The 19,096-nt window shown below is 69.7% G+C and carries 20 protein-coding genes and 1 tRNA gene; 13 read left to right on the forward strand and 8 right to left on the reverse strand.

Features of this window, described 5'->3' with window-relative positions; genetic code table 11:
- Positions 1-29 precede the first annotated feature (29 nt).
- Positions 30-875 carry an HAD family hydrolase gene (locus ABNF93_RS24125; RefSeq protein WP_349330436.1) on the forward strand — a complete coding sequence of 282 codons (846 nt, stop codon included), beginning with the start codon at positions 30-32 and terminating at the stop codon, positions 873-875.
- A gap of 26 nt (positions 876-901) precedes the next feature.
- Here ABNF93_RS24125 and ABNF93_RS24130 read toward each other — a convergent pair whose 3' ends face one another.
- The 6 genes from ABNF93_RS24130 to mobA form a co-directional block, all read right to left on the reverse strand.
- The gene (locus ABNF93_RS24130; RefSeq protein WP_502877623.1) at positions 902-1,411 is read right to left on the reverse strand and encodes a bacterial proteasome activator family protein; all 510 of its coding nucleotides are present in this window, start codon (positions 1,409-1,411) and stop codon (positions 902-904) included.
- A 191-nt stretch (positions 1,412-1,602) separates the two neighbouring features.
- Positions 1,603-1,773: a hypothetical protein gene (locus ABNF93_RS24135; RefSeq protein WP_349330437.1), complete on the reverse strand. Its 171-nt coding sequence runs from the start codon at positions 1,771-1,773 to the stop codon at positions 1,603-1,605.
- A gap of 207 nt (positions 1,774-1,980) precedes the next feature.
- Positions 1,981-2,970: an NAD(P)H-quinone oxidoreductase gene (locus ABNF93_RS24140; RefSeq protein WP_349330474.1), complete on the reverse strand. Its 990-nt coding sequence runs from the start codon at positions 2,968-2,970 to the stop codon at positions 1,981-1,983.
- Between the two features lie 6 nt (positions 2,971-2,976).
- The gene (locus ABNF93_RS24145; RefSeq protein WP_349330438.1) at positions 2,977-4,140 is read right to left on the reverse strand and encodes a potassium channel family protein; all 1,164 of its coding nucleotides are present in this window, start codon (positions 4,138-4,140) and stop codon (positions 2,977-2,979) included.
- A gap of 22 nt (positions 4,141-4,162) precedes the next feature.
- Entirely contained in the window at positions 4,163-4,465 is a 303-nt protein-coding gene (locus ABNF93_RS24150) for a DUF6457 domain-containing protein (protein WP_349330475.1), read from the reverse strand.
- Positions 4,466-4,587: 122 nt separating this feature from the next.
- Positions 4,588-5,211, reverse strand: a complete 624-nt coding sequence (mobA, locus tag ABNF93_RS24155) for a molybdenum cofactor guanylyltransferase (RefSeq protein ID WP_349330439.1) — start codon at positions 5,209-5,211, stop codon at positions 4,588-4,590.
- Between the two features lie 39 nt (positions 5,212-5,250).
- Here mobA and ABNF93_RS24160 point away from each other — a divergent pair, with 39 nt between their 5' ends.
- The 9 genes from ABNF93_RS24160 (at position 5,251) to ABNF93_RS24200 (ending at position 15,276) form a co-directional block, all read left to right on the forward strand.
- Positions 5,251-6,051 carry a carbon-nitrogen hydrolase family protein gene (locus ABNF93_RS24160; protein WP_349330440.1) on the forward strand — a complete coding sequence of 267 codons (801 nt, stop codon included), beginning with the start codon at positions 5,251-5,253 and terminating at the stop codon, positions 6,049-6,051.
- A gap of 37 nt (positions 6,052-6,088) precedes the next feature.
- Entirely contained in the window at positions 6,089-6,865 is a 777-nt protein-coding gene (locus tag ABNF93_RS24165) for a WecB/TagA/CpsF family glycosyltransferase (RefSeq protein ID WP_349330441.1), read from the forward strand.
- Between the two features lie 139 nt (positions 6,866-7,004).
- Positions 7,005-8,384, forward strand: a complete 1,380-nt coding sequence (locus ABNF93_RS24170) for an MFS transporter (protein WP_349330442.1) — start codon at positions 7,005-7,007, stop codon at positions 8,382-8,384.
- A 62-nt stretch (positions 8,385-8,446) separates the two neighbouring features.
- Complete coding sequence (locus ABNF93_RS24175) at positions 8,447-9,439, forward strand: Gfo/Idh/MocA family protein (protein WP_349330443.1); 993 nt, start codon at positions 8,447-8,449, stop codon at positions 9,437-9,439.
- An 85-nt stretch (positions 9,440-9,524) separates the two neighbouring features.
- Positions 9,525-12,482 (forward strand): hypothetical protein, encoded by a 2,958-nt coding sequence (locus tag ABNF93_RS24180; RefSeq protein WP_349330444.1) that lies wholly within the window; start codon positions 9,525-9,527, stop codon positions 12,480-12,482.
- Between the two features lie 339 nt (positions 12,483-12,821).
- Entirely contained in the window at positions 12,822-13,676 is an 855-nt protein-coding gene (locus tag ABNF93_RS24185) for an endonuclease/exonuclease/phosphatase family protein (RefSeq protein ID WP_349330445.1), read from the forward strand.
- 453 nt (positions 13,677-14,129) lie between these two features.
- Positions 14,130-14,693 carry a hypothetical protein gene (locus ABNF93_RS24190; protein WP_349330446.1) on the forward strand — a complete coding sequence of 188 codons (564 nt, stop codon included), beginning with the start codon at positions 14,130-14,132 and terminating at the stop codon, positions 14,691-14,693.
- A 75-nt stretch (positions 14,694-14,768) separates the two neighbouring features.
- Entirely contained in the window at positions 14,769-14,990 is a 222-nt protein-coding gene (locus ABNF93_RS24195; RefSeq protein WP_349330447.1) for a hypothetical protein, read from the forward strand.
- Positions 14,977-15,276, forward strand: coding sequence for a hypothetical protein (locus ABNF93_RS24200; RefSeq protein WP_349330448.1), 300 nt, complete (start codon positions 14,977-14,979; stop codon positions 15,274-15,276). The genes ABNF93_RS24195 and ABNF93_RS24200 overlap by 14 nt, the downstream gene beginning before the upstream one ends.
- 30 nt (positions 15,277-15,306) lie before the next feature.
- Here the strand turns inward: ABNF93_RS24200 and ABNF93_RS24205 are convergent, their stop codons facing one another.
- Positions 15,307-16,230 (reverse strand): aldolase, encoded by a 924-nt coding sequence (locus tag ABNF93_RS24205; RefSeq protein WP_349330449.1) that lies wholly within the window; start codon positions 16,228-16,230, stop codon positions 15,307-15,309.
- Positions 16,231-16,379: 149 nt separating this feature from the next.
- Positions 16,380-16,526 (reverse strand): hypothetical protein, encoded by a 147-nt coding sequence (locus ABNF93_RS24210; protein ID WP_349330450.1) that lies wholly within the window; start codon positions 16,524-16,526, stop codon positions 16,380-16,382.
- 576 nt (positions 16,527-17,102) lie between these two features.
- Here ABNF93_RS24210 and ABNF93_RS24215 point away from each other — a divergent pair.
- The 3 genes from ABNF93_RS24215 to ABNF93_RS24225 all read left to right on the forward strand — a co-directional run bounded on the left by ABNF93_RS24215 (position 17,103) and on the right by ABNF93_RS24225 (position 19,026).
- Positions 17,103-17,194 (forward strand) — tRNA-Ser (locus ABNF93_RS24215).
- A 443-nt stretch (positions 17,195-17,637) separates the two neighbouring features.
- On the forward strand, positions 17,638-18,435 hold the full coding sequence (locus tag ABNF93_RS24220; RefSeq protein WP_349330451.1) for a nucleotidyltransferase domain-containing protein: 798 nt from the start codon (positions 17,638-17,640) through the stop codon (positions 18,433-18,435).
- 237 nt (positions 18,436-18,672) lie between these two features.
- Entirely contained in the window at positions 18,673-19,026 is a 354-nt protein-coding gene (locus ABNF93_RS24225; protein WP_502877616.1) for a VOC family protein, read from the forward strand.
- The last annotated feature ends 70 nt before the right edge of the window (positions 19,027-19,096 follow it).

Genomic DNA, 19,096 nt, shown 5'->3' on the forward strand with positions numbered 1-19,096 from the left:
CGGGTTTCCGTACTTGACAGGATGGGGGTATGTCGTCGCCACCTCTGCGCCCGCACCGCCCCCCGAGCGCCGGTCGGCCTCGGCTGGTGGCGAGCGACCTCGACGGCACTCTTCTGCGTACGGACGGAACGGTGTCGCCCAGGACCCGCCGTACCCTCGCCCGCGTCGAGGATTCCGGCACCACGGTGGTGTTCGCCACCGGCAGGCCGCCCCGGTGGCTCCGCCACATCGCCGACGCCACCGGACACCGCGGCATCGCGGTCTGCTCCAACGGAGCCCTTGTCTACGACCTGCACAAGGAGAGCGTCGTCGACAGCTATCCCCTCGCTCCCGAGATCGGGCTCGCGGTCGTCGACGCCATTCGGGCGGCGATACCCGGGGTGAGCTTCGGGGTGGAGTTCGGTGAGACGTTCGGTCACGAGCAGACGTACGAACCACTCGGCGACTTCGCCAGCCAGACCTTTGTCGGAGAGGTCACGGAACTGTTCGGCAGCCAGCCGGCCGTCAAACTGCTGGCCAAGCACAACGGGCATGACGCGGACGTGCTGTTCGCCAAGGCCAGTGAGGTCGCCGGAGACCTGGCCGAGCTGACGTACTCCGGAGGTGCCGGACTGCTCGAGATCTCCGCGCCCGGGGTGTCGAAGGCGACCACCCTTGCCGCGTTCTGCGCCGAGCGGGGTGTCTCGGCGGAGGAGGTGGTGGCGTTCGGTGACATGCCCAACGACCTGGCGATGCTGTCATGGGCAGGCACGGCCTATGCCATGGCCGGCGCGCACCCCGACGTGCTGGCAGCGGTCGAGCGCCGGTGCCCCGGCAACGACGACGATGGCGTCGCAGCCGTCCTCGACAAGCTGTTCGGCTTCTCGACGGTATGAGCGAGGCCTCAGCCTCTGCGTACCGTCTAGAGGTACATGCCGCCCGGGCGGTCGTGGTCGGCCGGCGGCTGCATCTGCGGGGGGATCGGGGTACCCGGCGGCAGCGTCCGCCGCATCTGCTCGAGCTGTGCCCGCGCCGCCATCTGTTGCGCGAACAACGCGGTCTGGATCCCGTGGAAGAGGCCTTCGAGCCAACCGACCAGCTGCGCCTGCGCGACCCGAAGCTCCGCTTCGCTCGGCACCGTACCCTCGTCGAACGGTAGCGACAGCCGCTCCAGCTCCTCCACCAACTCGGGGGCGAGGCCCTTCTCGAGTTCGGAGATGGACGACTTGTGGATCTGGCGTAGCCGCTGCCGGCTCGCCTCGTCGAGCGGGGCGGCCTTCACTTCGTCGAGCAGTTGCTTGATCATGCTGCCGATCCGCATCACCTTGGCCGGCTGTTCGACAAGGTCGGTGACCGAGCGTTCCTCGTCGTCGCCGTCGGACTCCTTGGCGGGCGGACCCTCCACCGCCATGCCGTCCGGACCGACGATCATGACGCGGGGAGACTCGTCGCGGCGTTGCTTGTCCTGCCCGTCGCTGTCCTCGTCGTGGGGGACGCCAGGGCTCTGGGGAGCATCGGTCATGGCCCCATCCTTACCCCATGTCGTACGCAATGCGAGGACGGCCCCCTCGACGAGGACGCCACGGTAGGAACTGCCCAGGTCAGAGCTGACGCCTGCCCAGGTCAGGAGCCCGATCCCGGAGAACCACCGGGTGTGTAGGTACGGACCGATCCAGCGGACCGGCCGCCCGCTCGCTGTCCGGTGCGCATGCGTTCGGAACGCCTGCGGGCCACCTCGGCGCGGATCCGGATGCGGGCGAGCCGGCGTTCCCTCAGTGCGTGGTCGATGTTCATCGGTCGCCTGCCTCCCTCATTGCCGAACTACCTGGCATCGCGTACGCGTCCCGTGCGGCCACACCGCGCGCGACGGGAGTGGCACGGCGTGCCATGGCTATCTGGCTACGACGCGGCGAACCGCCCGAACGGTTTCCCCGGAGCCACCAGAATCTGACCGAATTCCGACAAGCCACCCAGACTGGATCATCCGGTCCGAGCGCGCACTCAGCCTGCCGCGACGGCGAGAAGGACCTTGCCGACGTGCTCGCTCGCCTCCAGGACGCGGTGGGCTTCGGCGGCTTCGTCGAGCGGAAGAACCCGGTCGATCACCGGGCGGAGGTGGCCGTCCGCGACCAGCGGCCAGACGTGCTCGGCGACGCTGGCCACGATCGCGGCCTTCTCCGGGAGCGGGCGTCCACGCAGCGTGGTCGCAAGGACCGCGCCCCGCTTGGCGAGCAGCGTGCCGAGGTCGATGTCGCCCCGGCGACCGCCCTGCAGCCCGATGACGACCAGCCGTCCCGCGGTGGCCAGCGCGTCAAGGTTGCGGGCAAGGTACGGAGCTCCCACGATGTCGAGGATCACGTCGGCACCGTGGCCATCGGTCTCACGCCGGACGAACTCGACGAAGTCCTCCTGGCGGTAGCTGGCGACCGCCGAGGCGCCGAGCTCCAGGCAGCGTGCGGCCTTCTCCGCACCGCCGACAGTGGCGAGCACCCGGGCACCAAGGGCGCGCCCGAGCTGGATCGCCGTCGTACCGATCCCGCTCGCGCCACCGTGGACCAGCAGCGTCTCGTCGGGACGCAGGCCGGCCAGCATGAAGACGTTGGACCAGACGGTGCAGACGGTTTCGGGAAGTGCCGCGGCCTCGACCAGCGAGACGCCCTCGGGGCGGGGGAGGACCAGACCGGCGGATGCGACGACCCGCTCGGCGTAGCCGCCGCCCGCCAGCAGGGCGCACACCTCGGCACCGGGCGCGAGGTTCGGCACGTCTGGGCCGACCTCGGCGACCCGGCCGGAGCACTCCAGGCCGAGGATCTCGGACGCGCCGGGCGGCGGCGGATAGTTGCCCTGACGCTGCACCAGGTCGGGGCGGTTGACACCGGCCGCCGTGACCGCGATCGCGACCTCGCCGGGGCCCGGGGGTGCAGGATCTGGCACCTCCGCGACGGTGAGGACCTCCGGACCGCCTGTGCCGGTCGCCACGACCGCCCGCATCATCGATCAGCTCCCCGGGCCGGGACGGTCGCCGGTCGACGAACCCGGCCGGCCCGGACCATCCCCCTCCTCGTCGGGCGCGATCGCGTCGTCGTCGCCGTTGGCGCCTGGTCGCGGCGCCCAAGGCAGCTCCTGGGCCGGGCGTACGACGACCACGTGGTCACCGCGCAGCAGTTGGGAGACGGTGGGGTCGTAGTAGCGGTAGACCTCGCCGTCTCGGACGACGGCCACCGCGACGTCGTCCAGTTGGCGCGGCGAGCAGCCCTCCTCGCGGGGCAGCACCGAGCGCTCGGCCACTTCGAGGCCTTCGCCGTAGGTGAGCAGGTCCTCGAGCACGGCGCCGAGTGCCGGACTCACCGTCGACAAACCCATGATCCGGCCGACCGCGTCCGAGGACGTGACGGTGATGTCGGCGCCGCTCTGCCGGAGCAGCGGGATGTTCTCTGCCTCGCGGACCGCGACCACGACCGTGGCGTCGGGGTTGAGCTGGCGGGCGGTGAGGGTGACCAGGACGGCGGCGTCGTCGCGGTGGGTGGTGACGATGACCCGGCTCGCCGTCTGCGTCTCGACCCGGCGCAGCACGTCGGCACGAGTGGCGTCGCCGACGATGCCGCCGAGCCCGGCGGCGTTGGCCTCGTTGATCGCGGACTGCTGCGGGTCGACGACGACGATCTGCTCGGGCGGTATCCCGCCGTTGACCAGGGTGTCGACCGCGCTGCGGCCCTTCGTACCGAATCCGACGACGACTGTGTGATCGCGCAACCGACTCCTCCATCGCGAGATGCGCCACTGCTCGCGGCTCCGCGTCGCCAGCACCTCCAGTGTGGTACCGACCAGGACGATCAGGAACGCGACCCGCAGCGGCGTGACGAGCAGGATGTTGGTAAGACGCGCGCCCGGAGTCACCGGCGTGATGTCGCCGTACCCGGTGGTCGTGAGGCTGACCGTCGCGTAGTACACCGCGTCGAGCACGCTGAGCGGGCCGCCGGCGCTGTCCTTGTAGCCGTCACGGTCGAGGTAGACGATGAGGACCACGAGCCCCAGCAGGATGAGTGCTGCGGCGATCCTGGTCCCGATCTGACGCAGCGGCGACACGTAGGCGGCGGGAAGCCGGACGTCCGGCAGGCGGGCCGACGCGGACGACACGCTGGACAGGCGGGATGTGGACATGGCGGGACGACAGTAGCCGAGGTCAGGACTCCGTGGTGCCACCCGCCGCCCGGTGTTCCCAGGTGGCCGCGAGGTCGCGGGCGACGGCGGCGCAGGCGGCGAGACTCGTGGCCCCGCCGCCACGTTGGGCAGCCGCATAGCCGACGAGGAACGTCGTCAAGGGCGCCGCCGGCCGGTCGACCGCATGCGCCGCGTCTCGGGCAAGGTCGAGGACGAGGTTCACGAGGTCGGCGTCCGGGTCGGACGGGTGGGACGGGTCGGGCGGGCCGGATGGCGGAGTGATGTCCAGAGCCGCGGACAGTTCCTGGACCCAGTCGGTGAGCACGGTCAACCCTCTCGTTCGATCTCAGCCGTCCCGCCGGTGGGAAGCCTTCACCATGCGTGGCAATTGCCCACGATGCACGGCGAATGTGCCGCGTGTTGTGGGGAATGATCACGCGTACGTGATCATTCCCACCGGCGCGGAGCGGACAGGGGATTGGTGGCCATCTCGTCGGCGCGGGCGAGGTTCTCGGGGGTGTCGCAGTCGAGGACCGCGCGAGGGTCGCGGACGGTGGCGAGACGGAGCTCGTCCAGCAGCAGGCGCATCGGCAGGTCGCGCGGATCGCCGATGGCGGCCAGGGCGCGACCCAGCGAGTCGCGGACGTACGCACCGGCCAGGAGCTGCCGCCGCCCCTCCGCGTCGCCGAGGACGGCCCCGTCGACATCCGCCGCCTCGCGCGCGGCCTGAACCAGCTGGCGTACGACGGTGGAGTCGAGCAACGGCATGTCGCCCGCCAGGATGACGACGATCGCCGAACCGCAGAGTTCGAGGCCGGCGGCCACGGCCGCGAGGGGGCCGGAGCCGGCAGGCCGTTCCCGGGTCCACCGCACGGTCGGCGCGCCAATGGGGAGCGGCCGCTGCGGTCCGACGACCACGACCGTCCGCGCCGCCGCACCGGCACCGATCACCCGCTCCAGCATCGGCCGGCCAGCCACGGGCAGCAGGACCTTGTCCGCGCCGCCGAACCGTCGCGCCGTCCCACCGGCGAGAACGACGACGTCGAAGTCCGCGGTTCCCTGGTCGCCCACGGGTCGAGTCTTTCACCCTCACCGGGCAGACTGGCGTACGTGCGTATTGCCCTGTTGCAGTTCCGTGCCAGCCTCGACAAGGCCGAGAACCTCGCGGAGATCCGACGCCTCGCCCAGGCCACGGCGTGGGCGGCGCCAGACGTGGTGGTGTGCCCGGAGGCGAGCATGTACGACTTCGGGACGCCGGACACGTCGCTCGGCGACGCCGCGGAGCCGGTCGACGGTCCGTTCGTCCAGGCGCTTGGCGGGCTCGCGAAGGACCTCGGCGCCGCGGTGATCGCCGGCATGTTCGAGACCTGTGACGATGATCGCGCGCGGGCGTACAACACCCTGGTCGCGCTGGGGCCCGACGGTTCGCTGATGGGCACGTACCGCAAGATCCACCTCTACGACGCGTTCGGCTACCGCGAGTCCGACCGGCTGGTGTCGGGCGGCAGCGAGCGGGTCATCGTCCCCCTCGGGGGCCATCGGCTCGGCCTGCTCACCTGCTATGACCTGCGGTTTCCCGAGCTCACCCGCGCACTCGCCGATGACGGTGCCGACGTCCTCGTGGTCCCGGCGGCGTGGATGCGCGGGCCGCTCAAGGAGGACCACTGGTCGACCCTCCTGCGGGCCCGGGCGATCGAGAACACCTGCTACGTCGCGGCGGCGGCCCAGTCCCCGCCGGCGTACTGCGGGCGGAGCATGGTCGTCGACCCGATGGGCGTGGTGGTCGCGAGCCTGGGCGAGGAGCCAGGCAGCTGCGTCGGCGAGATCGACGCGGCCCGGGTGGAAGCCGTACGCCAGCGTAATCCCACCCTTGCCCACCGCCGGTTCGCCGTCGTCGACCGGTACATCTAGGGTGTCCGCGGGCGCGCGACAGGCAAGGGCGGCGAGGATGGCACTGGTCAGCGAGGGACGCAGGATGCGGATCCTCGGTGTTCCGGTCGACGCCGTCGACATGCACGAGACCCTCGCCTGGGTCGAGGAACGGATCGCCGCACGTGGGCCGGGCACGCATCTGTGCGTCAACGCGGCCAATGTCGTACGCGCGAACGACGACCCCGACTATCTCGCCCTCCTCGAACGCGGCGATCTCGTCGGGTCGGACGGGCAGCCGTTCGTCTGGGCGGCGCGGATGCTGGGGCAGCCACTACCCGGACGCGTCGCCGGCATCGACCTGATGGAGCAGGTGCTGCGGCTGGCGCGCGACGCGGGCTGGCGCATCTATCTGCTCGGCGGCCGCGAACACGTCGTCACCCGCCTCGGCGAACGTCTCCGTGCTGAAGGCGTGCAGGTCGCCGGGCTCCGGAACGGCTACTACGCACCCGAGGAGGAGCCGGCGATCCTCGCCGAGATCCGCCGTAGCGCCGCGGACGTGCTGTTCGTCGGGATGCCGACACCGGCGAAGGAACGCGTCGTCGTCGCCGGACCGGAGTCCACCGGCGTACCCGTCTGCATCGGCGTGGGCGGCAGCTTCGACGTCCTGGCGGGTGAGCTCCGGCGCGCTCCGGTGACCGTGCAGCGGCTGGGGATGGAGTGGTTGTTCCGGCTGGCGCAGGAGCCGCGCCGGCTCTTCGGGCGGTACGCCGTGACCAACACCCGGTTCATCGCCCTCGTCGTCCGCGACGTCGTACGTCGGCTCCGGCCGTCCCGCGTGGCGCGACGTTCCTGACCACCCGTTCCGGGTCTGCGGCACCGCCAACGCGTTTGTCCGAGGATGCGGCCGCCACCTGCTGGGTTGGAGTGACGCCATAGGGTGGGACCACGTGTCACTATCGCCGCGAGTCCCCGCACCCTCCCTGCCAGCACAAGTGAACTCCGCCCCGGAGGCGGACGACGCCGCTGACGCGGCAGGTGCCGCTGACGCGGCAGGTGCCGCTGACGCGGCAGACGCCGCTCAATCCCCAGACGCCGCAGGGGATGGCGTCCCCGCGGCGGGCGTTCGTCCCGCCGGGAGTGTGAAGGCGTGGCCGGGCTGGCTGCTCCTCGCGGCGGTCGTTCTGCTGGCGTTCAATCTTCGTTCGGCGGTCGTCAGTGTCGGTGCCCTTCTTGCCGACATCCGCGGCGGCCTCCACCTGACGCCGACAGTCGCGGGTGTGCTCACCACCCTGCCGCTGGTGTGCTTCGCGGCGTTCGGTGCGGTGGCGGCCGGGTGGGCGCGCCGGTTCGGCGCCCGCAACGTCCTCACGGTCGCGCTGACGGTCGTGGTGGTGGGCCAGGCGGTCCGGGCCGTGGTGCCGTGGAGCACTGTGTTCCTGCTGGCCACGACGCTCGCCCTGGCAGGCATGGCGGTCGGCAACGTCGTGCTGCCGGCGTTCGTCAAGGAGTACTTCCCGAGGCGGGTCGGCCTCGCCACGGCCGCCTACACGACGTCGATGGCGGCGGGGGCAGCGATTGCGGCGGCGCTGACGGTGCCGCTCGCCGCGACGCTCGGTGGCTGGCGGTCCGGTCTCGGCGTCTGGGCGGTCATAGCCGGTGTCGCGCTGGTCGGCTGGCTGCTGGTGTTCGGTGGAGCGCGTGGCCACCGCGACTCCCGTCGTAGGAACGGAAGGAAGCGCGGCTTCGCCGACCTCCGGCACTCGCCGTTGGCGTGGTCGCTGGCGCTCTACTTCGGTCTGCAGTCCCTTCAGGCGTACGCCGCGTTCGGTTGGTTGGCGCAGATCTTCCGTGATTCCGGTGTCTCGGCGGCGTCGGCGGGTCTGCTGTTGGCGGTCCTGCCGCTGATGGGGATCCCGCTCTCGCTGGCGTTCCCGACGATCGCGGCCAGGCTCCCTGACCAGCGCATTCTCGTGTGGGCGTGCGGGGTGGCGTTCCTCGTGGGTTACGCCGGACTCCTGCTCGCGCCCCGGGCCGGTGCGGTGGCGTGGGTGGTGCTGCTCGGGCTGGGCGGCGGCGCGTTCCCGCTGACGCTCACGATGATCGGGCTGCGGTCGCGGTCGTACGACGTGACAGGCCCGCTGTCGGCGTTCACACAGAGCATCGGGTACCTCATCGCCGCCATCGGTCCGCTCGCCCTCGGGGCACTGTTCGAGGTGACCGGCGGGTGGACGATCCCGATCGGGTTCCTCCTGGTACTGGTCCTTCCGCAGATGGCCGCGGGGCTGCTGGCCGCGCGGCCGAGGTTCGTCGACGACGAACTGCCTCACGGCCCGGGACCGGCGCACGCCGGCGCCGCCGGTGCTGGCCGATGACCGCTGCCCGGCACTCCGGAGGACTGATTCGGAGCGGAATCACTCATCTAAGCTGAGGCCGCATGACGGAAACCACGCCGTGCGTCGGGCTGGTCGGTACCGGCCTGATGGGCAACCAGCACACGGTCGCGTGGCAGCGACTCGGCATCCCGGTCGTCGTGCATTCCCGTGACAGGGGCCGTGGGGAGGCGTTCGCGGCCGAGCACGGGATCACCGCGGTCGCCGATTTGGCGGAGTTGCTGGACCGGGTGAGCATCGTCGACATCTGCACGCCGACCGACACCCATGCCGAGTGGGCATTCGAGGCGGCGGCCAAGGGCCGGCACGTGATCTGCGAGAAGCCACTCGCGCGGACGCCGGCCGAGGGGCGGGCGATGATCGAGACCTGCCGGTCGGCGGGAGTGGGACTGTTTCCCGCGCAGGTGCTGCGCTTCTTCCCGGCGTACGTACGCACCCGCGAGGCAGTACTCTCCGGCCGGATCGGCGCGCTCCGCAAGCTGAGGTTCTTCCGGATCAACGCGAGCCCGGGTCGCGGGACCTGGTTCGTCGACGTCGCACGGTCCGGCGGCGTGCTGGTCGACCTCGCCATCCATGACCTCGACTTCGCCCGCTGGGTGGCGGGCGAGGTGACCCACGTGGTCGGCCGGTCCGAGCCCCTCACGACGTCGGAGCCAGGCGCGGGCCCCGACGAGTACGTCCACGCCTCTGCCACGCTCACCCACGCGAGCGGGGTGGAGTCGGAGGTGACGGGGATCTGGGACGTACCCGGCACCGAGCTGCGGTCGACGTTCGAGATCGAGGGCGACGAAGGCGTGCTGCGGTTCGACTCGAAGCCGTCGGCAGTGGTGACCGACGGCGCGGGTGACGTGGTCTACGCCGACGACGGTGCGGTCGATCCGTACGCCGAGCAGTTGGCGGAGTTCGTCGCGGCCTTCGAGGGGCGCGCCGAGTCGCGGGTCACTGCCGAGGACGGGCTGGTGGCGCTGACGCTCGCCCTGGCCGGCGGGGAGTCGGCCCGCCTCGGTACACCGGTGGATCCGGCGTCGTTGCGCTGAACCCGGGACGAGCTCCGAGGCACAGCACTGCCCAAGGCACAGCACTGTCTGTCCCACGTACGTCACCAGGGAGGGGACCGAAGCGGTGATCGTGGTCGGCGAACACGCTCATGAGCGCGAGCGCTTGGCGGCGGCGGAGCTGCGGCGCTACCTGTACCACCTGACCGGCCAGGCGATGGAGATCGGGCCCTATCCGGGCGACGGAACCGATCCCGTGCTCGCGGTCGGCGACCGGAACTCCAACGCCGTGATCGCGGCTCTCGTCGAGGCGGGTGCGCTGCCACCGGAGGCACCCGCGCCGGAGGGCTACGTCATCCGGACCGCCACGCTGGCGGGCCCGCGCCCGGTGATCGCCGTGATGGGCGGGAGCCCGCTGGGCACGCTCTATGGTGCGTACCGGCTGCTGGAGAAGTACGGCGTCCGCTTCCTGCTGAGCCGCGACGTCCTGCCGCCGCGGGTGCCGGCCGACCCGGACGTCGCCGCAGACCGCCCGGACCGCGCTGACAGCGCAGGCCGCGCTGGCCAGCCCGGGGCGGAGGCGGTGCGTCCGGCGGCGTTCGTCGTGCGCGACCTCGACCTCACCGAGCAGCCGGCGGTGGCGCGGCGTGGCCTGCTGCCCTGGCACGACTTCCAGGGCGGCCCGTCGGCGTACTCCCTCGAGGATTTCCAGCGGTACGTCAACCAGCTGGTGAAGCTCCGGATGAACACCCTGGTCCTGCACTGCTACCAGGGCGGCTACCCCGGAGAGGACATCAACGAGCCGTTCGCCTGCGCGGCGCGCGACGAGGACGGCCACGCCCGCTACGACGCATGGCTGGACACCTCGGTCGACCACCAGCGGTGGGGACTCGCGGCGAGCCGGGCCGACGACCTGGCGTTCGGGGCGGGGGATCTGCTGCCCTTCGACGTCCTCGGTTCAGACGCCGCGCGCGACGTGGCGAGCCAGCCGGACGCGCGCGACCATGCCTACGCCAAGGCGGCCACGATGCTGCGGCAGGTGATCGCTTACGCCCGCGAACGCGGGGTCGAGGTCGTGCTCGGCACCGACTTCGACATCGTGCCGGAGGCGTTGCGCGACGAGCTGGACCCGCTGGATCCGGCCGTGCTGACCGGACGGGTGGACGACATCCTCGACACCTATCCCGACCTGAGCCATGTCCAGCTCTACTTCAGCGAGGTCAACGAGGTCACGACCGCCGACGGCGCCAAGGCGTACACGATCGTCCGCGATCATCTGGCGAAGCGCGCACCGCAGGTGCGGCTGGTCACCGGGTCGTGGTTCCAGGAGGAACGCTTCCCGGAACTGGCGGCGGCGGTGCCGGGCGACGTGGTGTTCTCCACGCTGATGCCGCACGACATGACCGTACGACCGGAGTGGGCACAGGTCGCCGCCGACCGGGAGGCGTGGGCGGTGCCGTGGCTGGAATTCGACGGCGGACTGTCCGAGCCCCAGTTGGCGGTCGAGTTGATGGAGCGCCGGCTGCCGGAGCTGCGGGCGACTGGCGTGCACGGCGTGATCGGGATCCTGTGGCGCGAACGCGCGGCCGATGCCAATGTCGCCTACCTGGCAAGGGATCTGTGGCAGGCACCCGGCACGGTGGTTCCGGCGGAGGGGTTCTACCGCGACTTCGCGGCGGCGACGCTGGCCGGGACCGAGGCGGCCTCCGCCGACGTGGCGGATGCCGGCGCCGCGGCGCTGTCGGCACTGGAGGCCGCGGGTGTCTACGGGTTCGCGGGCGGTGGCATGAAGACCTCGGAGTTCCACGGCTGGGGCTTCGCCGGTGAACCGGGGGCGAGCGAGTACGCCGAACGCTACGCCCGTGTACGCACGGAGTTCGAACGCCTGGCCGCGCTCGTGCCAGGCGGCGCGGAAGGCAACGACGAGCTGGCGTACTGGTTGGCGTTCCTGCGGTGGCTGGAGTCGTACTGGACCGCGCGGGCGATCGTGCCAGGCGCGAGGACGTGGGCGGACCTGCACGGGAGCGGGTTCCGGGAGGCGATCGTCGCCTACCAGGACATGGTGCGCGACCTGCCCGGGCTGGGTGGGTTGGTGTCGGCGGCGGGTGGGCGGTGGTACTTCGGCGACCCGGCGTGGCCGCGGTGTGTCAAGGACCCGTTGCGGTCCTACCAGGACACGTTCGTGGCGGGCCTCCCGGTGGCTCCGCCGATCGATGTCATCGTTCGCAGCACACCCGACGGCGCGGCGCTCACGTGGAAGGCCTACCCCGGCCGCGAGGACGAGGTGGCCGGGTTCCACGTCGACCGCGCGCCGGAGGACGGATCGGAGCAGTTCGTACGCCTGACCGAGGAGCCGGTGAAGGACCAGACCTACGACGACGAGGTGTCGGGCCACTACCGCTACCGCGTCACCGCCGTGGGTGCGGCCGGCTCGGAGAGTCCACCCTCCTGCGTCGAATCCGTCCAGGCCGGTGACGCCGACGACGCACCACCGCCACGCGTGCTCCTGCTGCCGGCGCGCGACCAGGCCTACGCCGACGCGGCCTTCCCCGTGTCGGCGACGGTGCTCGGCAGTCGCGTGACGAGTGAGCTCGGCGCACACCTGCGCTACCGCATCATCGGCGAACGTGACTGGCACAAGGTCGCGATGTGTCCCAACGTCCGCGGCCGGGCGCGGACCTTCGTCGCGGCGATGCCGGCGTGGGCGCTGACCGAGCGCGGTGTGGAGTACGTCGTGGTCGCGAGCGACGGTCGTCACGAGACGGTGGCGCCTTCGGGAGTGCCGCGGTCGGTGACGGTCCTGCCGCAGCCGGACCCGCCGGTGGGCGTGCCGCAGAACGTCACCGTCACCGTCGACGACACCCGCGCGCGGGTCGTCACCTGGGAGCCGGCGAGCGGTCCGGTCGTGGCGTACCGGATCTACCGCGGGGCCACGCAGGGCCTTCCGCCAGGCCCGGACACCTACCTCACCTACGTACCCGCCGACTGTCAGGTCTTCCGCGACGCCACCGCGTTGCCACATGCGTCGTACAGCTACACCGTTGTCGCCGTGACCACCCACGGGCGGACCAGTGCCGTGTCGTAGCGCGCCGCCGTGCCCAGGGGCCCGCCGCGCGGAATGATCACGCGTGCTCGGCAATTCCCCACGATGCACGCCAGGTTCGCCGGGTCTCGTGGGGTCTCGTGGGGAATGATCAGGCATGCGTGATCATTCCCGGGGGCGGGCATGGTTGCTGCGGGCGCGGCGCGGATGACCAACTCCGGCCTGGTCTGCGAGGTGTCGCGCGTCGCCTGCGTGGTGTCGTTAGTTTGTGCCGGAATCCGAGCGCTGTTCGTCAGGAAGTGTTACTTGTTCGTTCAGGTCGTGTCTTCGCGGGGGCGGTGAGATGGCGCTCGCATCTCGTGCTCGTGAAGGGAGCCGTTCGTGCTACGACGTACGCTGCGCCGGAGGCGCGTTCTCGCCATGGTGGGTGTGATGGCCGCGGGTGCCGCCGGCGCGCTCGGCCCCGTCGCCGGATCGGCGGCCGCGCAAGACACGGACTCCGACCTGGTGAAGATCCGCGTCGCCACCTACAACATCCACCACGCCGCCGGGCCTGACGACGTTCTCGACGTCGCGCACACGGCGAAGGTCCTCTCCTCGATGCACGCCGACGTGATCGGTCTGCAGGAGGTCGACCGGCACTGGGGCGAGCGGAGCGACTTCGCCGACCAGGCGCGAGAGCTCGCCGAGCGACTGGACATGTACGCCGTCTACGGCGCCAACCTCGACCTCGACCCGGCAGAGCCCGGTCAGGAGCGCCGTCAGTACGGCACCGCGATCCTGTCCCGCTCCCCGATCACCTCGTGGAGCAACACGTACCTTCCGAAGTTCGGTAACCATGAGCAGCGCGGTCTGCTCGTCGCGAACCTCAAGATCCGTGGCGTTGCGATGCGGGTCGCCAACACCCACCTTCAGCACAACGACAACCTCGAACGGGAGGCGCAGGCGGCCGCGATCGTCGAACTGCTCGGCAGTGACCCGCGGCGCACCCTCCTCACCGGAGACCTCAACGCCCTTCCGGATACGCCGGAGATCGCGACGTTGACGAACGTGTTCGCCGACGCGTGGGCGGAGGTCGGCGAGGGTGCCGGCCCGACGTACCCGGTGGAGAACCCGGTGAGCCGGATCGACTACGTACTCGGTTCCCGCGACCTGGTCTTCCGCCACGCCGAGGTCGTGCCCACCGACGCGTCGGACCACCTGCCGTTGTTCGTGGATCTTCTCGTCCGCCGCTGATCCTGCGTGTTTCCGTGCGGTTAAGGAAATTCCGGTCATTTGCCTCGGAATTTCCTTAACCGGGCTGATCGCCTTTAGGCTCGCCGGGTTATTGGTAAAAACCACATTCCATAACGATCAGGTTTGGTACGAAATCGAAGCTTCGTCGTCTCATTATCGTGACCTACAGGCTTCTGTCCGGCCTAATGAGCCTCTAATCTGCCCAAGCACGGGAGCGGCTTCAGGGCAAAGGGAAATCTGGTGGCAGGCGGGCGTAGGAAAGCGATTCATCGCAAACGGGGCAGAAGGCTGGCAATTGGGATCAGCGTCCTGATTGTGGCAGGTGCGACTGGATTGGGCTGGCTTCTCCTCGCACCTCGAATCGGCATCGGCACGTGGGCGGCCGAAAATGCCGGAGCGACGGTGAGTCCGACGGCAACCAGATCCGCACCACGCGAAACGTCTCGTGGCGACGTGGACGCGACGATTGTCGAGAGTCCGTCGGCCAAAGCAGTCGAGAAGTGTCGATCGGCCGCCCGGGTGGGTGTCGACGCGGTCGAGGCGGCCGATGATTCCGTCGACGACTGGGCGGCGCACATCCAGGCGATGGCCGACCTCGAGGCGGGCAGGAACACCGAGGCCGAGACCAAGGCGATCTGGACCGAGACGCGGACCGCGGGGCCGGGCCGGGTCACGCTCTTCGAGCAGGCGGCTGCCGACTACCAGGACGTCCGTGCGCTGTGCGCCGACGTCGACGCGGTGGACATGACGGCCGAACAGCAGGGCGCCATCGACGGGTGTCGGGTGCTTGGCGAGGAGACGGACAAGGCGCTCTCGGCCGCCCGGAACGCGGTCGCCGAATGGAAGGCGCACCTCGCCGCGATGGCTCACCGGCGCTCCGGTCATCTCGACCCGGGCGCCGCGACGACGCTCTGGCTGGCGGCGTACGAGAAGGCCCCGGTCAACATCGATGCTTTCCACGACGCCGAGGCTGCCTTCCGCGCGGCGAGGGCGGACTGCAGTACGCCGAAGCAGTAGGGTTCTGCGCTTTTCAGGCGTACGGACGTATGTCGGGGATGGCGGTCGGGTATGGCGATCGGTATGGTCCCGGATATGGCAACGACGAAGAAGATCACCGTGAGCATGTCGGGTGACGCCCTGTGGCTCGCGGAGAAGGCCGCGGTGCAGGCCGACATGTCGTTGTCCGCCTGGCTGTCCCGGGCCGCCTGCCACTACGCCCTGTGGCAGTCGCCGAGCCCGGTCAGCGACGATCGGCAGCTGCGCGACGAAGAGGACCGTTCGGCGGAGGAAGCCGCCTACCGTGCGGCGGGGTGAGGTCTGGCGGTACGTCTCCAAGGGCCTGAACCGCGAACGGCTGATCGTCGTCGTCAGCACCGATGCCGTCAACGCCGCCCCTGACCAGGGCTGGTTCCTCGCCGTGGAGGTCAGCCCGGACGACCCCGGCCATCTGCTGGCCGTGGAGCTGCCGCGGCACGGATGGGTGGCGCCGCAGCATCTCGACGCGTTGTATCGGCGTTCGTGCCTCGAGCAGGTCGACGTCGTCGAGGATGACGTCATGGAACGCATCGGCTCCATGCTCCGGATCGCGCTCGACGTGTGAGCGCCCTGACCTCGCCGGCGGGCCCGGCTGTCACCCCTTCGTGACGGCCGCGTCGACGACCTCGGCGAGATGCTGGAGCCGTGGGGCCGCGTCGTTTCGCAGGGCGGCCTCCACGTCCGGTTGGCCGATGCACGACCGCCAGACTGCCCGGCCGGCGAGGAACCCCGACGCGCCCTCGCTGCACGCGAGCTCGACGGCGCGCGGGAATCGGTCCTGGCGTACGCCCGAGGACAGGACCACCCAGGGCGAGGCGATCAGGCTCGTCAGCGCGCCGCACATGCGGCGGATGTCATCGTCGGAGCCCTCACCATGCAGCGTTACCTCGGCCTTGTACAGGTCCGCGCCGCGGGCACCCAGCTCAGCTGCCGCAGCGAGGATGCCATCGTGTATTCGCGAGGGGTTCGTGCGACTTCGGGGCGGGCGGGAGACCGGTTCGATGATGCTCAGCAGTCCGGCGTTCCGGCAGCGTTCGACGAACCGGTCGACCATCGCGAGGCGGGCCGCGGGCTCGTCGTCGGGGCGGTAGAGCACCAGCAGCTTCATCGCCGTGACGCCCCTGGCCCGGTAGTCGGGTAGGTCGATGTCCTCGTCGATCGCGGCTTCGCCGACGATCTCGTCACCGCGGGCGGTCAGCTTGTCGCCGGCGGCAATGAGGGCGGTGTCCGGGCCGAGGATGCCGTCGTCGAGGTAGCGGTCGAGGGCGAACTGCCGGTCGACCAGAACCGCAGAGGCGTGCGGCCCGAGGATGCGGCCGGCGGTCAGCTTGAACTCGGTCACCTGCGCGTCGCTGACCTTGCCGTCCTGATGCTCGGCGAACATCGCCCGCATCGACTCGCGCTGGTCGAGCGCCACCATGGCGAAGCCTCCGGACGGCCGGCGCAGTGCGTCAAGGCTCGCAGGGTTCGTGGTGGGGGCGGACGTGCCTGGTGCGGTAGCTGGGGCCGGGTTCGTCATCGTCCTCCTTCGTGCGTACGGACGAAGGTTTCATCGCCCTCGGCTGCGGAGGCTAACAGCCGTGTCAGATGGGGCGCGGGGTCCGCATCCGGCGGTCTGGAAATGAAACGCGCCAGTGGCTGACGTAGGGCCGCCATGAATGGGATGGCCTAGGGCACCAGAATGGCGTCTTCGGCACTCAACGGCTGCGGATCGAGCACGATGCCTCCCGCGACGCCGTACGCGGCCAAGCTGATGCCCAACAGGTCCAGGACCATACAACCGATCAGAGCCGATCCGCCTAGAACGATCGCCACTGCGCCGATGATCTTGATGACGTACTCCCGGACCGCTTGGGCTCGTGCTCGGTCAGGATCCTGAAGAACACTGCTCGGGTGAACGGATCGACAAGAGCGAGTACGGCGAGTGTCACCCGGATGATCAGCTCGGTGGGGTGCTCACCTGCGAAGGTTTCCCTGGATCAGAGGGTCTATCGCCAGCGCGGCTCTTCATGAGGACGCAACGTTGCCGCGGACGGGTGAGGCCGATGGGGACCCGCACCCGAGCGGGAACGGGTGGAGTCCATGCAGGCCAGATCCGGCGGCGGACACGAGTCGCTGCGCTGGGTGACGACCTGGCGCCTCCCCTTTGACGCGGAGTCATGTGGTCGGTGTATGCCAACTGCATCGACAGCGCGGAGGTGACCAAGAACGCGTTGATGGAGCGGCCGCCGGATCACCCCACCTTGACCATCGACCACGTACCGGAGCCGAACCCGTCAGATGGGAGAATGACGAGCGGAGCCTCTGCCCCGGGGTGGAGGCGCAACTGCGGGCAGATCACGGGCAGAGGGGCGGGGAGGAGCCAGGCTCTCGGGATAAATCCGCAGGTCAGGAGGGCTCGCATAGTGGCCTAGTGCGGCGGTCTTGAAAACCGCTAGGCGGGGTAACCCCCCGCCACGTGGGTTCGAATCCCACGCCCTCCGCCGACCAGCGTTTCCGCAGCTCAGAGGCGGTTTTGGTGGCCTGTTTCGACCCCGACCATGATCGTCTACGTGTCCAGCGGTGTGCAGTCATTTGCGGGTGGAAACGGGTAGTTGCGGGGAATACGCGGGGTCGGACGCCCGCTGTCTAGGCTCCCATTGGCTGGGTTGCTGGTTCTGGCTTTGCTAGATCAGGGTGCCGCTGACGCGGCGCACCGCCCGGCTCCGCCCTTGCGGGCTGCGCCGTCCTCGGGCTCGCCGGGCGGAAGCTGGTGATGGCTCGCTCAACGAACACCGCAGGGCTCCGCCCTGCACCCGGTCCTCCCTCAGGGAGAGCAGCCCTCCAGAGCCAATGGGTGTGCCTCTCGCAGAATCTCCGGTGCCCGCAGCTGGAGAGTAGTCTCCGGCGCAGCACCTCGAGCCACCACTTGGGATGAGGAGCACCGATGGGGATGTCCTTGCGGGAGCTTCCAGACGAGATGCGTGAACGTGTGATCGCATCCTGTCGGAAGCGCGAGCCGAGCACCCTCGGCATCCTTGTCCATGGCTCGTACGCGACGGGCACCGCACGGGAGCAAAGCGATCTTGACCTTGACATCTTCATCGCCGAGCCTCCTTCTGCCTACTACCGCACATGGTTCGAGGATCGGGCCGGAGGCTTACCGCTGCACATCAGCGCGCGATCTGACCTCACACTCGCGGTGTGGGAACAAGAGGCGAACGAGCCTGAGGACTGGGCCATGGGTATACCGGTCGAGCTGGAGTATGCCTGGTTGTGGTGCGGGGACCAGCACCTCAAGGCGACCGTGGGCGATCGGCCGGTCTTGCGCAAGCCCGGAGCGAAACCCGAAGTCGAGGATATGGTCGACGCCCTGCTCAAGCTGCGCCACGCGACCGATGCTGGCGACCAGCTCGGGGCACGCCTGGCCGCACAAGACGCCGCACGCTTCGCTGCCCCGTGCATCGCGGCACTGAACGCGCCCGAACCTGCACACGATCCACGCAGCGCCCTGGACGTCCTACTAAAGCTCTCGCTCGTGCCAGACCACTGGGCAGACGATCTGGTCGCCTGTCTCGGCCTCTCCGAACGACCCGTCGAGCAAACATGTGCTGCCGCAGAACGGCTCGTGCTTGGAGTTCTCCGGCTGCTACGCACGACCAACCCCCACGCCGACCCGCAGCCAGACGTGGCCACGTACATCATCGACGGAACCTTCGAGCGACTCCTCGACTTACAAGTCTGACCACAACTGCCGTCGGGGCGGCGTGCAACCCGCCTGCAACCAGCGCCCGGACGGATCTGGACTGGCCTGGACAGAGCAGCGTCGCCAAGGCCCTAATTCAGCGCCAACAAGCGAGCCCTGGACGGATCTGGACAAGTGAACATGGGTTCCTAAATCGCGTGTCGCTCCGCCTGCCTGCCAAACTACGGCCAGGGGTGACATGGGACCGCGCCACCACTAGCTTGTGGCGGCATGAGAGTGAACGGGATCATCCCGAACCTGCCCGTCTCGGACCCCGCGGCCGACCGTGAGTTCTACACCGAGTTTCTCCAGCTGGACGCCGCGTTCGAATATGGCGGTGTGACTGGGTTCGCGTCTCCGAGCAACCCGGCAGCCCAAGTCAACCTCCGGACACGACCAACTGGCAGCGCCGAACTTGACGATCCAGTTATCTCCGTTCAGGTGTCAGACGTGAAGGCTGCCTTCGCAGAAGCCCAACGACGCGGATACGAGATTGTCTATCCGCTCACTGAGGAGGCGTTCGGGCCTCACCGCTTCTACGTCCGGACACCTGCCGGCACCGTCGTCAATGTGATCGAGCACGAGAACTGATACCTTCCGGCAGCTTGGACGCCGCCGCGACGTCGCCACCGACCTACAGCTCAGCGTGCCCTTCACGTGC

Origin of the sequence: Actinopolymorpha sp. B9G3 (assembly GCF_040120725.1) — a bacterium.
Classification (GTDB): Bacteria; Actinomycetota; Actinomycetes; order Propionibacteriales; family Actinopolymorphaceae; genus Thermasporomyces.